The following is a 14,846-nucleotide window of genomic DNA, read 5'->3' as shown; positions in this document are numbered from 1 at the left end:
CGGGACCGGGCGACATCAGTCCCAGATGCTGGGGGCGGGGCGCCGCGTCGACGGCAGCGCCGCCGCGTCGGCCCACGTGTGGATCCACTCGTCGACCTCGGGAAGGCCCTCGGGCACGTGCACCGCGGCGAACAGGTCGTCGTGCGGAACCGGCCCGCCGGGGCCGAGGAGGCGCGCCCGCACGATGGCGCGCGCGAAGACCTCGCCGTCGACCACGGCGCGGTGCTCCATGTAGAGCGCGCGGTCGTCGCGGCCGATCCAGCGCGTCTCGAGGTCGAACCTCTGCCACAGGTCGAGCGAGCGGCGGAAGGTGATCGTCTCGCTCGAGACGACCGGGTACCAGCCGCGGGCGCGGAAGACATCGGTGAGTCCGGCCTGCTCGAGCATGTCCCAGCGCCCCAGGTCGAACAGCGACAGGTAGCGCCCGTTGTTGAGATGCCGCAGGAGGTCGATGTCGGTCGGCAGCACGCGGAGACGGATGCGGTAGACGTCGGTGAGGGGCCGCGTCCCGCGACGGCGCCTGCGCAGCTTCGCTCGGAGCATCACGAAGAGGGTTCGCCAGAGCACGTTCACGATCCGGACGCTATCGGCGGCGCGCGCCCGGGCCGCTTTCCTTGTGCTCGTCCCACAACCCCGCGGCCGGCCATCCCCCTCCGATTTCGCCCCTCCTCGGGGCGCGCGTAATCTGACGGCATGGCCACCGAAACGCACGCCGACGTGCTCGTCCGACCTGTCCGCGATGTCGACGTCGAGGCACTCGGACGCGTGCACGCGAAGGTCTGGCACGAGACCTACGACCAGCTGATCAGCAAGGCCACGCTCGAGAACGTCTCGCCCAAGCGCCTGGCCGAGCTCTGGACCCACTACACGGCTCTCGGCCCCGAGTACCGGATGGCCGCCGCTCTCGTCGACGGCGAGATCATCGGCTTCGCGGGCTCCGGTCCGGCGCGCGACACGGACGCCCCGGCCGCCCGGGAGCTGTACTTCGTGTACCTGCTCGACTCGTGGCACCGCAAGGGCATCGGCCGCGCGCTCTTCGACGCGGTCGTCGAGAAGGACGAGCCGCTGTACCTGTGGCTGGCCGAGCAGTACCCCGGCGCCCGCGACTTCTACGAGAAGCGCAACCTGCGCCTCGACGGCGGCCGGCGCGAAGAGGCGTTCCTCGGTGAGACGATCACCGAGGTGCGCTACTCGCGCAGCTGAAGCGCGTGCTGCAGATCTGGGCGCTCGCCGGCATCGGCGAGGTGACGGCGGACGACGACCTCGCCCAGCTCATCGGCGACGCGCTCGCGGCGGCGGATGTCCCGGTGGCGGACGGCGACATCCTCGTCGTCACGAGCAAGATCGTCTCGAAGGCCGAGGGGCGGTTCGTGGTCGCCGACGACCGCGAGGACGCCATCACGCGCGAGACCGTTCGCGTCGTCGCGACGCGCACCGCTCCGTCCGGCCACACGACGCGCATCGTCGAGAACCGGCTCGGGATCGTGTCGGCGGCGGCCGGCGTCGACGCCTCGAACACGCCCGAGGGCACGGTCCTGCTGCTGCCCGAGGATCCGGATACGTCGGCTCGCGCGCTCGCGGCGGCGCTCCGGGACCGGTTCGGCGTGCGCCTCGGGGTGCTCGTCTCGGACACCCTCGGCCGAGCCTGGCGCGACGGGCAGACCGACCACGCGATCGGCGCGGGCGGCGTGCACGTCTTCGAGGATCTGCGCGGCGAGGTCGACGCGCAGGGCCGTCCGCTCGTCGTGACCCTCCCGTGCGTCGCGGACGAGCTGTGCGCCGCAGCCGACCTCGTCAAGCGGAAGGCGACGGGGATGCCCGTCGCGGTCGTGCGCGGGCGCGGCGACCTCGTCGGCGACCTCGACCTGCCGGGCGCCCGGTCGATCGTGCGCACCGGGGAGCGCGACATGTTCCGACTCGGCGCCGACGAGGCGTACGCCGAGGGCTACGCCGCCGGCCGCGCCGCGCGCTGACCGTCGAGTTAAGCATTGACTTATATAAGCGCCAGGTGAAGAATGGGCGCATGCACGCGCTCGATGTCCTCGGGGATCCGGTCCGCCGGCGCATCCTCGAGCTCCTGACCGACGGCGAGACCGCCGCGGGAGACCTCGGCTCGGTGATCCAGGCCGAATTCGGAATCAGCCAGCCGGCCGTCTCCCAGCACCTGCGCGTGCTCCGCGAGCAGGGGTTCGCGACCGTGCGCGCCGAGGGCGTCCGGAGGATCTACGCGGTCGACCCGCGCGGGATGCAGGCCGCGAGCGCATGGCTCACCCCGTTCGAGCGCTTCTGGCGTGGGCCCCTCGCGGCACTCGACACCGAGCTCGCGCGCGGTCGGCGCGCGCGCCGTGCGGAGGAGCCATCCGAGCGCGAAGCCGATGACCGGGAGCCTCCCGGCGACAGAGAGGAATGATCATGGTGGACATCCAGGCGCAGCTCGATGCGGTCTCGCGCGAGCTGCGGGAGGACGAGGTCGACGGGCACGCTGCGCACGTGCAGACCATCGCGCAGGAGTACCCGTCGGGCATCGACGACGTGTGGGAGGCCGTGACCGCGCCCGAGCGCATCGCCCGCTGGTTCCTCCCTGTGTCGGGAGACCTGCGGCTCGGCGGCCGGTACCAGCTCGAGGGCAACGCGGGCGGCGAGGTCCTCGCGTGCACCGCACCGGACGGCGGCTCGGCGGGCTACCGCGTCACCTGGGAGTACGGCGGAGGCGTGACGTGGCTCGCCGTCCGCCTCACGTCCGTCGCCGACGGCCGCACCCGGCTCGAGCTCGAGCACACGGCGCGCACGGCGGATGTGCCGCCGGGCATGTGGGAGACGTTCGGCCCCGGGGCGACCGGCGTCGGATGGGACCAGGGCCTCCTCGGCCTCGCGCTGCACCTCGGCGCGGTCGAGGGCGCGGTCTCGCCCGCCGAGGCCGAGGCGTGGCAGCTGTCGGACGAGGGGCGGGCGTTCACGCGCGCCGCCGCGGACGGCTGGGCGGCCGCCCAGGTCGCGTCAGGGGCCGACCCGCAGGCCGCTCAGGCGGCAGCCGATGCGACCTACGGCTTCTACACGGGCCAGCAGTGATCAGGCGACGTGCGCGCGCAGCCACGCGCGCACCGTCTCGGTGAACCACTCGGGCGCGACGTTGTACTCCCAGGAGTGATCGGCCGCCGGCGCCTCCTGCACCTCGACGAGCCCGGGGTTCGCCGCCGCGAACCGCTCGGTCGAGTCGAACGGCACCGTGCGGTCGGCCCGCGAATGCACGACCAGCGTCGGCACGGCGAGGCGTCCGGGTCGCGTCCAGTCCAGCTCGTCCAGGTCGACCGGTGCGCTCATGCCCGCGAGCCGCGACAGGAGCGGATGGCCGAGCGCGGCGCACGCGATCCACGCGGCCGCCCCGGGCAGCGGGACGCGCCCGGCCGCCGCACCCGATCGGATGGCCGCGCGCCAGTCGGTCGCGGGGCCGACGAGCACGAGGCCGGCGATCCGCTCGCGATGCGCGCTGCGCTCCGTGAGCCGCAGCGCGATCCCGCCGCCCATCGACCAGCCCACGAGCACGATCCGCTCGGCGCCCCGCTCGACCGCGAAGCCGATCGCGGCATCGACGTCGTCCGCCTCGTCGAGCCCGAGACGGCTCGCGCCTCCCGGAGCAGGGGCCGCGTCGCCGTCGCCGCGGTACGAGACGACGAGGCTCGACAGGCCCTCGGCGTCGGCCGCGGGCACAGTCCGCAGCGCGCCGTCGCGCGTCGAGCGGATGCCGTGGATGTGGATGGCCCAGGTCGTGTTCTCGGCCGGACCGAAGCGCCACGCGGGCGCGGGCCCGCTCGGCGCGTCGATCAGCACGTCGACGTGCGGTCCGACGTCCGAGGGGAGGGCATGCACGTCCCCCTCCCAGCTGACGCCGCCTCGGCCGGGAGGGCGTCCGGAGACCTCGCGCAGCTCGCGGGTCACCGTCCGAGCGCCCTCGGCGACGACCGGGCCGACAAGGGCGTACCCGTCCGCGTACCGCATGCCGAACACCCCGGGATGACGCGTCTTGAGCGATGCCGCGAGCACGACCATCCGCTCGTCTGCCGCGAGCACGCGCTCGTCGTCGTGCGGTCGCCAGCGGACGACCCGGCGCGCGAACGCCGCGGCGAGCGCGACACCGAGGGCCCCGACCGCCGCTCCCCCGGCCGCGGCTCCCCCGAGCACGCGGACGACGATGCGGCGGTCACGCGGAGTTCCCATGGTGCTCGTCAGCGTATCCGTCTTCCGCGGCCTGCTCTTCCCCTCGCCCCGTTGCCGGGGCAGGATGGCGGAGTGTGCGCGACCCGCGCCATCCATCCGCTCTCTCACGACGAGGATCACGATGCCCTCTCCCTCCCTCAGACGCGTGACCGGCGCGGCCGCCATGACGGCCGCGTGCGCTCTCGCCTTCCTCCCCGGGGCGGCGAACGCCGCCGTCGAGCCCGAGACGTCCGATCTCCGCGTGCTCACGATCAACGACTTCCACGGTCGGATCGAGGCGAACGGCGACGAGGTCGGCGCGGCCGTCCTGGCGGGCGCCGTCGCGCAGTTCAAGGCCGAGAACCCGAACACGATCTTCGCGTCGGCCGGCGACAACATCGGCGCCTCGACGTTCACCTCGTTCATCCAGGACGACAACCCCACGATCGACGCGATCGTCGCCGCCGGGCTGGACGTCAGCGCCGTCGGCAACCACGAGTTCGACCAGGGCTTCGCCGACCTGCGCGACCGCGTCATCCCGCGCTACGGCAGCGGCGAGTGGGCGGCGGGTGTGGACTTCGCGCTCGGCGCGAACGTCTACGCGAAGGGCACGACCGAGCCTGCGCTCAAGGAGTACGCCATCCGCGAGGTCGACGGCGTGCGCGTGGGCTTCATCGGCACCGTGACGAGCGACACGGCGACGCTCGTGAGCCCCGCCGGCATCTCGGAGCTCGACTTCGGCAGCCAGCTCGAGGCGGCCAACCGCGTGGCCGCCGAGATCGCCGACGAGACCGACGTCGTCGTGCTGCTCACGCACTCGGGCGCGGCGACCGAGGACTGCGCGGCGATCGCCGGCGAGCAGTCGGAGTACGGCGAGCTCATCCGCGAGGCGTCTCCCGAGATCGACGCCATCGTGTCGGGCCACACGCACCAGCTGTACTCGTGCGACATCGCCGACCGCCCCGTCATCTCCGCCCACCAGTACGGCACGACGCTCGGCTCGCTCGAGATCAGCGTCGACGCCGCGACGCACGAGCTCGTGTCGATCGCGGGGTCCACGGTCGACCTCGCGACGCAGGAGCTGGACGAGAACGGCGAGGAGATCGACGTCCCGCAGTTCCCCGCCGACCCCGAGGTTCAGGCGATCGTCGACGCGGCGACCGAGGAGGCGGACGTGCTCGGTCAGGAGGTGGTCGGCACGATCAGCGCCGACATCCTGCGCGGCGGCAACCCGCCGGGCGACGACCGCGGCGTCGAGTCGACGATGGGCAACCTCGTCGCCGACATCTACCTCTGGTCGACGTCGCCCGAGTACGCGAACTACGGCGGCGAGCCTGCCGACATCGCCGTCATGAACCCCGGCGGCCTGCGCGACGACCTGCTCTACGGCGAGGACGGCACCGTGACGTACGAGGAGGTCGCGGCGGTTCAGCCGTTCGGCAACACCCTCACCACGACGACGCTCACGGGCGCCCAGCTCGAGCAGCTCCTCGAGGAGCAGTGGCAGCCCGGCAACGAGCGCCCGAAGCTGCACCTCGGCATCTCGGAGGGCTTCGCGTACGAGTACATCGAGGACGCGCCCGCGGGCGAGCACGTCGTGTCGATGACGTTCCAGGGCGAGCCGATCGCCGCCGAGGATGAGTTCCTCGTGACGACGAACTCGTTCGTCTCCGCGGGCGGCGACGGCTTCACCGCCTTCCTCGAGGGCACGGGCACGTCGGACACGGGTCTCATCGACCTGTCGGCGACGGTCGACTACTTCGCCGCGCACGAGGTCGTCGACCCCGCGCCGCTCGGCCGCGCCGCCGAGTACGTCGCGGAGCCGACGCCCACCCCGACCGCCTCGCCGACCGCGACGCCGGAGCCGACCGAGACGCCGACGGCGTCGCCGGAGCCGACGGCGACGGCCACGCCCGAGCCGACGAGCGAGCCCTCGACGCCGCCCACCCAGAAGCCCGAGGACGAGCACCTCGCGCCGACGGGAACGGACGTCACCTGGGGCCTGGCCGCGGCCGCGGCCGGTCTCGTCGCGGCAGGCGCGCTCCTCGTCGCCCGTCGACGCCGCGAACGCGCGTAGCGATCACCCCCACGGCGCCCCGCGACGATCCGTCGACGCGGGGCGCCGTGCTGTCCCCGCGGAGGGGCGCCGACGTCGCCGACAGGCGTTCGCCATCCGTTCACGTCGGCGACACCTGCCGACGACAGGGTGGAGCGCGGTGCCCGGGCATCCCGACCCGGCGCTCTCTCCGACCACGAGGACAGCGATGCCTTCTTCTCCCTTCCGTCGCGCCGTGGGCGCGGCCGCCGTCGCGGCGACCGCGTGCGCGCTCGCGATCGCGCCCGTCACCGCGGCGAGCGCAGCTCTCGTCCCCGATCCGCTCGTCGACGCCTCCGCGGACGCGCCGTTCGATCTCGTGCCCACGGGCACGTTCGAGACCGGCGTGTTCGACGAGGGCGCGTCCGAGATCGTGCAGGCCCACGGCGACCGCCTCTTCTCGATCAACGCCGCCGAGGGGTCGGTGAGCGTTCTCGACATGAGCGACCCGGCCGCTCCCACCCTGCTCCACACGATCGGCGCCGAGGGCTTCGTCGCCAACTCCGTCGCGATCCGCGAGGACGGGCTCGGCGTCGTCGCGCTCGAGGTCGCCGATGACAAGACCGCGGATGGCGCGCTGCTCTTCTTCGACGCGGATGCCGAGTCGGCGACCGTGCTCGGCACCGTGACGGTCGGCGCTCTGCCCGACATGGTGACCGTCTCACCCGACGGCGCATACGCGCTCGTGGCGAACGAGGGCGAGCCCGCCGACGACTTCTCGAGCGATCCCGAGGGCTCGGTCGGCATCGTCACGCTGCCGGAGGCCGGCACGCTCGCCGCGCCCGCACAGGCGGATGTCCGGATCGCCGACTTCCACGCGTTCGAGGGCGGCGCACTCCCCGCCGACGTCAGCGTGTTCGGCCCGCGCCCCCACGGCGACGACCTTCCCGTGTCGCGCAATCTCGAGCCGGAGTACATCACCGTCTCGGGGACGACCGCCTATGCGGCACTCCAGGAGGCCAACGCGGTCGCGGTGATCGACGTGCCGACCGCGACCGTCACCGACATCTGGTCGCTCGGCTTCAAGGACTGGGGCCAGGTCGCCCTCGACCCGTCGGATCGCGATCCCGAAGACGCCCCCACGATCGACCTGCGCACGTTCGAGGGTCTGCACGGCATGTACATGCCCGACGGCATCGCGTCGTACGAGGTGGACGGCGAGACCTACCTCGTGACGGCCAACGAGGGCGATGCGCGCGAGTGGGGCGACTACGTCGAGCCCGCCCGCGTCAAGGACCTCGGCGAGGTCGACGACGAGACCGGGCTCATGACGGGCTACGGGCCCGTGTGCGAGACCGCCTTCGACGCCGCTCTGCTCGAGGACGACCAGCTCGGTCGCCTCGAGGTCACGACCGAGCTCGGCTTCGACGAGGAGCAGGGCTGCTACGACGAGCTCTACGCCTACGGGGCGCGCTCGTTCTCGATCTACACCGCCGACGGCACGCAGGTCTTCGACTCGGGCGCGCAGTTCGAGGAGATCACGGCCGAGCTGCTGCCGGAGCACTTCAACGCGGGCCACGACGACAGCGAGCTCGAGAGCCGCAGCGACGCCAAGGGCGTGGAGCCCGAGAATCTCGCCGTCGGGGAGGTGGACGGCCGCACCTACGCGTTCATCGGCTTCGAGCGCCTCGGCGGCGTCATCGCGTACGACATCTCCGACCCCGCGTCCCCCGCGTACGTCACCTACGTGAACAACCGCGACTACTCGGTGTCGGCCGCGGACGACATCGAGGCCGCTCCCGAGCGCCAGGCCGAGATCCTCTCGCAGGCCGGCGACCTCGGGCCCGAGGGCCTCGACTTCATCCCGGCGAGCGCGTCGCCCACCGGCAAGCCCCTGCTCGCCGTCGGGAACGAGGTGTCCGGGTCGACCACCCTCTACACCCTCGACGACGGCACGACCGAGGGGCGGATCCTCACGATCAACGACTTCCACGGTCGGATCGAGGCGAACGGCGACGAGGCGGGCGCCGCCGTCCTGGCGGGCGCTGTCGCGCAGTTCACGGCTGAGAACCCGAACACGATCTTCGCGTCGGCCGGCGACAACATCGGCGCCTCGACGTTCACCTCGTTCATCCAGGACGACAACCCCACGATCGACGCGATCGTCGCCGCCGGGCTGGACGTCAGCGCCGTCGGCAACCACGAGTTCGACCAGGGCTTCGCCGACCTGCGCGACCGCGTCATCCCGCGCTACGGCAGTGCCGACCTCGCGCTCGGCGCGAACGTGTACCTCAAGGGCACCGACACCCCCGCGCTCGAGGAGTACGCCGTGCGGGAGGTCGGCGGCGTCCGCGTCGCCTTCATCGGCACGGTCACGAGCGACACCGCGACGCTCGTGAGCCCCGCCGGCATCTCCGAGATCGAGTTCGGCAGCCAGCTCGAGGCCGCCAACCGCGTGGCCGCGGAGATCACGGCGGATGGCGCCGCGGACGTCATCGTGCTGCTCACGCACTCGGGTGCGGCATCGGAGGACTGCACCTCGGTCGCCGATGAGCAGTCGGAGTACGGCGAGCTCATCCGCGAGGCGTCTCCCGAGATCGACGCGATCGTGTCGGGCCACACGCACCAGCTGTACTCGTGCGACGTCGCCGACCGCCCCGTGATCTCGGCGCACCAGTACGGCACGACGCTCGGCGCCCTCGACTTCCAGGTCGACGACGCGACGGGCGAGCTCATCTCGATCGCCGGCTCCACCGTCGACCTCGTCGCCCAGGAGACCGACGAGCTGGGCGAGGAGATCGACGTCCCGCTCTTCCCGGCCGACCCCGAGGTGCAGGCGATCGTCGACGCCGCGGCGGCCGAGGCGGATGTGCTCGGGCAGGAGGTCGTCGGGCGCATCAGCGCCGACATCCTCCGCGGCGGCACCCCGCCGGGCGACGACCGCGGCGTCGAGTCGACGATGGGCAACCTCGTGGCGGACATCTACCGGTGGGCGACGTCCGCGGAGTACGCGAACTACGGCGGCCGGCCCGCCGACATCGCGATCATGAACCCGGGTGGTCTGCGCGACGACCTGCTCTACGGCGAGGACGGCACCGTCACGTACGAAGAGGCCGCGGCCGTCCAGCCGTTCGGCAACACGCTCGTCACCACGACGCTCACCGGCGCGCAGCTCGAGCAGATCCTCGAGGAGCAGTGGCAGCCCGGCAACGAGCGCCCGAAGCTGCACCTCGGCATCTCGGAGGGCTTCGCGTACGAGTACATCGAGGACGCTGCGGCCGGAGAGCACATCGTCGAGATGACGTTCGACGGAGACCCGATCGCCCCCGAGGACGAGTTCCTCGTGACGACGAACTCGTTCATCGCGTCGGGCGGCGACGGATTCACGACCTTCGCGGAGGGCGTCGGAACGGCGGACACGGGCCTCATCGACCTGTCGGCGACGGTGGACTACTTCGCCGCGCACGAGGTCGTCGACCCCGCGCCGCTCGGCCGCGCCGCGGAGCACGTCCCGGGTGAGACCCCGGCGCCGGAGGTCCCGGAGGAGTCGCCCGCTCCCGAGTCGCCCGCGCCGGACTCCCCGGCACCGGAGTCACCCGCGCCAGAGAGTCCCGCGCCGGAGGAGCCGCAGAGCGAGCAGAAGCCGGAGCGCGAGCTCGCGCCGACAGGCGGCGACATGGCCATCTTCGGCGGCATCGCCGCGGTCGTGCTCATCGCGGCCGGTGCGGCGCTGTTCGTCGTGCGACGCCGTCGCGTCTGACGCGACCGGATCAGGGGCCGCCCCGCGACGTGCGTCGCGGGGCGGCCTCCTCCGTATGCGGAGGGATCGACTCCGCGTGCATCCATGCACTCGCATGGAATAGTCGGCGCGCCACCCGCGTTGCCCCGCATATGACTCCGCAGCCCGTCGACGTCGTCGTCATCGGCGCCGGGCAGGCCGGACTCTCCGCGGCCTTCCACCTCCGCCGTCGCGGATTCGCGCCCGTCGACGAGGGCGGCGAGCGCACCTTCGTCGTGCTCGACGCGAACGCCGCACCGGGTGGCGCGTGGCAGCATCGCTGGGCCTCGCTGCGCATGGGCACGGTCAACGGCATCCACGAGCTCCCCGGCCATCCTGTGCCTCAGGCGGATCCGGCGAGCGCGAGCCGCGACGTCCTCCCTGCGTACTTCGCGGAGTACGAGCGGATGTTCGACCTGCGCGTGCACCGTCCGGTCGCCGTGCGCGCGGTGCGGCGGGAGGACGACCACCCCGATGGCCGCCTGCGTGTCGAGACGGATCGCGGCGCCTGGTCGGCGCGCTTCATCGTCAACGCCACGGGAACGTGGACGAGCCCGTTCGTCCCGCGCTACCCGGGCCAGGAGCGCTTCCTCGGACGCCAGCTCCATGTCGCGGACTACGTCTCCGCCGACGAGTTCGTCGGGCAGCGCGTGATCGTGGTCGGCGCGGGCATCTCGGCCGTCCAGCTGCTCGACGAGATCTCGCGCGTTGCCGACACCGTGTGGATGACCCGGCGCGAGCCGCAGTGGATCGACGACGACTTCGACGAGGCGGCTCGCATTGCGGCGATCGCCGGTGTCGAGGAGCGCGTGAGCCGCGGGCTCCCTCCCGGCAGTGTCATCTCGGTGACGGGCATGCACTGGACGCCCTGGGCGCGGGCCGCGCGCGACCGCGGAGTGCTCGTGCGCCATCCGATGTTCGCGCGGATCGAGGAGGACGGGGTGCGGATGGCCGACGGCGCGTTCGTCGCGGCTGACGCGATCCTCTGGGCCACCGGGTTCCGGCCCGCGCTGCGCCACCTCGCGCCTCTGCGCCTGCGGACACCCGATGGCGGCATCCGCGCCTCGCACGGGCGCGCCGTCGACGAGCCGCGGCTCTTCCTCATCGGGTACGGGCCGTCCGCGTCCACGGTCGGCGCGAACCGCGCGGGCCGCGCGGCGGTGAACGCCATCGTCGCTGAGCTCGACCGCGCGGGCGCGCAGGCGGCGTGATCGACGCGCCACCGCCATCCGCTACGCTGTCCGTTACCGTCCCGCACCCGGGACCGCGATGACGCGGCACGACCCCTGCCGGCACCTCTCCGCCGCTCCCCCGAGAGCGACCGCTGCCGCCAGGAGGCATCATGAGCCGTACCCGCATCCGCGACTTCCACGACGACGATCTCGACGGGATCGTCCGACTGTGGGAGGACTCCCACGACGATGACGCACCCGTCTACGCACTGTCGGAGGTCATCGCGTCATGCCAGGCCGACCACGCGGTCGTCGCCGTGCGCGACGACGAGATCGTCGGCGCCGCCGTCGGCCGGGCCGCGCACGCGCAGGGCTGGGTGGTGTTCTTCGCGGTGGCGCCGCACGAGCGCACCGACCGCGTCGAGGCAGGGCTCCTCGACGCGCTGGAGCGGCGGATGGCTCCGCTCGGCCTGGGCAAGCTGTCGATCCTCGTCGCGGATCGGGCGGGAGCGATCGACGGCCTCACCGCGAACGGATTCGAGGCGCGCACGCAGCTGCGGTACCTCGAGCGCCAGATGCCCGTGCAGCGTCGCGAGCTCGACCTCCTGAAGGGCGTGGGTGGGCGCATCCTCCCCCGGCACCTGTGGGATGCCGTGAGCGGCATGCAGCTCGAGAAGGACCTGCTCGAGGAGCGGCTCGTCGTGCCGCTGTCGCGTCCCGACCTCGCCGATCGGTTCGGGGTCGTGCCGCCGCGCGCGGTCATGCTGTTCGGACCTCCCGGCACGGGCAAGACGACCTTCGCGAAGGCGGTGGCCTCGCGCCTCGACTGGCCGTTCGTCGAGCTGTTCCCCTCGCGCCTGTCGGATGAGCCGGGCGGGCTCGCCGCGGCCCTGCGCGCGACGTTCGAGATGATCGGCGAGCTCGAGCACGCGGTCGTGTTCATCGACGAGGTGGAGGAGATCGCGGCACGGCGTGGAGGCGAGCCGCCGTCGCCCATGCAGGGCGTGACGAACGAGCTGCTGAAGCTCGTGGCGGAGTTCCGCGAGCGCGAGGGGCGTCTGCTCGTGTGCGCGACGAACTTCGTGCGCGCCCTCGACGCGGCGTTCCTGCGACACGGCCGGTTCGACTACGTGATCCCGATCGGGCTCCCCGACGAGGAAGCCCGTCGGGCGATCTGGCGCCGCTACGTGCCGTCGCAGCTCGTCGACGGACTCGATCTCGACGCGCTCGTCGACGCGAGCGACGGCCTCACGCCGGCCGACATCGAGTACGCCGCCCGACGCGCGTCGCAGGAGGCGCTGGCCCGTGCCCTGCGCGACGGCGAGATGGGAGAAGCGGATCTCGGCACCGACGACTACCTCGCGGCGCTCGGCGCGACGCGCGCGACCGTCTCGGAGGAGACGGCGCGCGAGTTCCGCGACGACGTGCAGACCATCGCGCGGCTGTGACGGCGCCCGGCCCCGGCCGCCGAGACTAGCGTCGGTTGTCGAGGCCGGTGCCCGGAGCGCTGGTCTCGACGACGGACGCTAGTCTCAGGCAGCCGCGGCTACTTGCGCAGGCGCACGTCGCCGAAGCGCCGGGCGAACGCCGCGATCCACGCGTCGTTGCGGATGGCGAACCAGCCGACCACGAGGGCCACGACCGAGAGCACGAAGATCCCGAAGCCGAGCCATCCGTCGCCGTCGTTCCCGGCGTACATCGTGTTGAGGTTGCGCAGGATGCCCGTCGTCAGCACGAGCCCCACGTGCACGACGACGAACGCCACGAAGAACAGCATCGTCGGCCAGTGCAGGGCCTTCGCGATGCGCTCGGGGAAGAGCGCGCTCAGTCGCTCGCTCTGGCGCGGCCAGAAGGCGCTCAGGCGGAACCCCGTGATCGCCGCGAGCGGAGCGGCGAGGAAGACGATCGCGAAGTAGCTCAGCTGCTGCAGCGCGTTGTAGTTCGTCCAGCCGTCGTGCGTCGGCCAGTCGAAGGACGCGTACTGGATGAGCGCCGACAGCGCGTTCGGGAAGACGTCCGCGCTCGTCGGCACGATGCGTGCCCAGTGGCCCGACGCGAACAGGAGCACGACGAAGACGACGCCGTTGACCAGCCACAGCACGTCGACCGCGATGTGGCCCCACAGCGCGAGGCTCATCCGGCGCTTCTTCACGCGCTTCGACGACCACAGCCCTCCGGCCACCTTCTCGTTCCGCACACGCAGCCCCGAGCGGATGATCAGCACGAGGAAGAACGCGTTGAGGAAGTGCGTCCACGAGACCCACGCGGGGATGCCCGGGGTGACGAAGTCGGGGAGCGTCGAGTCGCCGGGGTACGCGCGCAGGAAGTCCGCGACGGGCTCCAGGCTGGCGACGACGCGCACCGCGGCGACGCCCGCGGCGACGAGGACGAGGAGACCGGCGGCGCCCAGCAGGTACGCGAGCGCACGCGGCCACGGCGTGCGGGGGCGGGGGGACGTCACGAGAAGATCATGCCAATCGCGGCACCTCATCCGGAAACCGGATGAAACACAACGCACACGGAGGGCTCGCGGCCTCTCGGCCGCGAGCCCTCCGTGTGGTTCAGACCAGTCGGGTCTTGGGCGAGACGCCGTACGTGTCCTCGGGGTCGTCGTTCACGACGCCCTCGAGAGCCGCGTCGATCGCGGCCAGGACTCCGGGCTCGAGGACGACGCCCGACGCCTTGACCGTGTCGGCGAGCTGCTCGGGGCGCGAGGCGCCGACGAGCGCGGCCGCCACGTTCTTGTTCTGCAGCACCCACGCGATCGCGAGCTGTGGCATCGTGAGGCCGAGGTCCGACGCGATGGGCTTGAGCTTCTGCACGGCGGTGAGCGTCTCCTCGTTGAGGAAGCGCTGGATGAACCCGGCGCCGCTCTTCTCGTCGGTTGCGCGGCTGCCGGCCGGCACGGGCTGGCCCGGCAGGTACTTGCCGCTCAGGACACCCTGCGCCATGGGCGACCAGACGATCTGCGAGATGCCGAGCTCCTCGCTCGCCGACACGACCTTGCCCTCGATCACCCGGTGCAGCATCGAGTACTGCGGCTGGTTCGAGACGAGCTGGAAGCCGAGCTGCTTCGCGAGCGCGTGGCCCTCGCGCAGCTGCTCCGCCGTCCACTCCGAGACGCCGATGTACAGCGCCTTGCCCTGGCGGACGACGTCGGCGAACGCCTGCATCGTCTCCTCGAGAGGCGTCTCGTAGTCATAGCGGTGCGCCTGGAAGAGGTCGACGTAGTCGACGTTCAGGCGGCGCAGCGATCCGTGGATGCCGTCGAAGATGTGCTTGCGGCTGAGCCCGGTGTCGTTCGGCCCCTTCGGACCGATCGGGAAGTAGACCTTCGTGAAGATCTCGAGGCTCTCGCGACGCTGCCCCTTGAGGGCCTCCGCGAGCACCTCCTCGGCCGCGGTGTTGGCATACGTGTCCGCGGTGTCGAACGTCGTGATGCCTGCGTCGAGGGCGGCGTGCACCGTCGCGATCGCCGCGTCGTTCTCGACCTGGGAGGCGTGCGTCACCCAGTTGCCGTAGGTGATCTCGGAGACCTTGAAACCGCTGTTGCCGAGGTAGCGATAGTTGACCATGCCTTCACGCTAGCCGCCCCTGATGGCACCTCGGCGCGAAATCCGGAAACCGCTTGCTTCGACTCAGCCCGCGGCTGCCGCAGCCGCCTGAT

12 protein-coding genes are annotated in these 14,846 nt (G+C 72.1%); 8 read left to right on the top strand and 4 right to left on the bottom strand.

Annotation, left to right across the window (positions count from 1 at the left end; genetic code table 11):
- Positions 1-15 precede the first annotated feature (15 nt).
- Positions 16-573 (bottom strand): acyl-CoA thioesterase, encoded by a 558-nt coding sequence (locus ACWXWW_RS13890; RefSeq protein ID WP_282980090.1) that lies wholly within the window; start codon positions 571-573, stop codon positions 16-18.
- Positions 574-693: 120 nt separating this feature from the next.
- Between ACWXWW_RS13890 and ACWXWW_RS13885 the strand changes: the two genes are divergently transcribed.
- From ACWXWW_RS13885 to ACWXWW_RS13870, 4 genes are read left to right on the top strand one after another with little or no spacing between them, the layout of a single operon-like run.
- Entirely contained in the window at positions 694-1,203 is a 510-nt protein-coding gene (locus ACWXWW_RS13885; RefSeq protein ID WP_271174330.1) for a GNAT family N-acetyltransferase, read from the top strand.
- A 5-nt stretch (positions 1,204-1,208) separates the two neighbouring features.
- Positions 1,209-1,973: a coenzyme F420-0:L-glutamate ligase gene (gene cofE / locus ACWXWW_RS13880; RefSeq protein ID WP_455970385.1), complete on the top strand. Its 765-nt coding sequence runs from the start codon at positions 1,209-1,211 to the stop codon at positions 1,971-1,973.
- A gap of 50 nt (positions 1,974-2,023) precedes the next feature.
- Positions 2,024-2,410 (top strand): ArsR/SmtB family transcription factor, encoded by a 387-nt coding sequence (locus ACWXWW_RS13875; RefSeq protein WP_271174332.1) that lies wholly within the window; start codon positions 2,024-2,026, stop codon positions 2,408-2,410.
- Positions 2,411-2,412: 2 nt separating this feature from the next.
- Positions 2,413-3,069, top strand: a complete 657-nt coding sequence (locus ACWXWW_RS13870) for an SRPBCC domain-containing protein (protein ID WP_324013870.1) — start codon at positions 2,413-2,415, stop codon at positions 3,067-3,069.
- Here ACWXWW_RS13870 and ACWXWW_RS13865 read toward each other — a convergent pair whose 3' ends face one another.
- Entirely contained in the window at positions 3,070-4,215 is a 1,146-nt protein-coding gene (locus ACWXWW_RS13865) for an alpha/beta hydrolase family protein (protein WP_455970383.1), read from the bottom strand.
- 121 nt (positions 4,216-4,336) lie between these two features.
- Between ACWXWW_RS13865 and ACWXWW_RS13860 the strand changes: the two genes are divergently transcribed.
- The 4 genes from ACWXWW_RS13860 to ACWXWW_RS13845 all read left to right on the top strand — a co-directional run bounded on the left by ACWXWW_RS13860 (position 4,337) and on the right by ACWXWW_RS13845 (position 12,627).
- Positions 4,337-6,271, top strand: a complete 1,935-nt coding sequence (locus ACWXWW_RS13860; protein ID WP_455970381.1) for a 5'-nucleotidase C-terminal domain-containing protein — start codon at positions 4,337-4,339, stop codon at positions 6,269-6,271.
- A gap of 187 nt (positions 6,272-6,458) precedes the next feature.
- On the top strand, positions 6,459-9,989 hold the full coding sequence (locus ACWXWW_RS13855; protein ID WP_455970379.1) for a choice-of-anchor I family protein: 3,531 nt from the start codon (positions 6,459-6,461) through the stop codon (positions 9,987-9,989).
- Positions 9,990-10,120: 131 nt separating this feature from the next.
- Positions 10,121-11,218, top strand: a complete 1,098-nt coding sequence (locus ACWXWW_RS13850; RefSeq protein ID WP_455970377.1) for an NAD(P)-binding domain-containing protein — start codon at positions 10,121-10,123, stop codon at positions 11,216-11,218.
- Between the two features lie 131 nt (positions 11,219-11,349).
- Positions 11,350-12,627, top strand: coding sequence for an ATP-binding protein (locus ACWXWW_RS13845; RefSeq protein WP_455970375.1), 1,278 nt, complete (start codon positions 11,350-11,352; stop codon positions 12,625-12,627).
- A 98-nt stretch (positions 12,628-12,725) separates the two neighbouring features.
- On the opposite strand, the gene ACWXWW_RS13840 is transcribed toward ACWXWW_RS13845, so the two are convergent.
- Both ACWXWW_RS13840 and ACWXWW_RS13835 read right to left on the bottom strand, forming a co-directional pair.
- Positions 12,726-13,640: a cytochrome b/b6 domain-containing protein gene (locus ACWXWW_RS13840; protein WP_455970373.1), complete on the bottom strand. Its 915-nt coding sequence runs from the start codon at positions 13,638-13,640 to the stop codon at positions 12,726-12,728.
- A gap of 100 nt (positions 13,641-13,740) precedes the next feature.
- A complete protein-coding gene (locus ACWXWW_RS13835; protein ID WP_455970371.1) occupies positions 13,741-14,754 on the bottom strand; it encodes an aldo/keto reductase family protein in 1,014 nt (337 codons plus the stop codon).
- Between the last annotated feature and the right edge of the window lie 92 nt (positions 14,755-14,846).

The organism is Microbacterium sp. KNMS, assembly GCF_053851835.1.
Note: the sequence above shows the minus strand (reverse complement) of the source record. Positions and strands in the feature narration are given on the sequence as shown.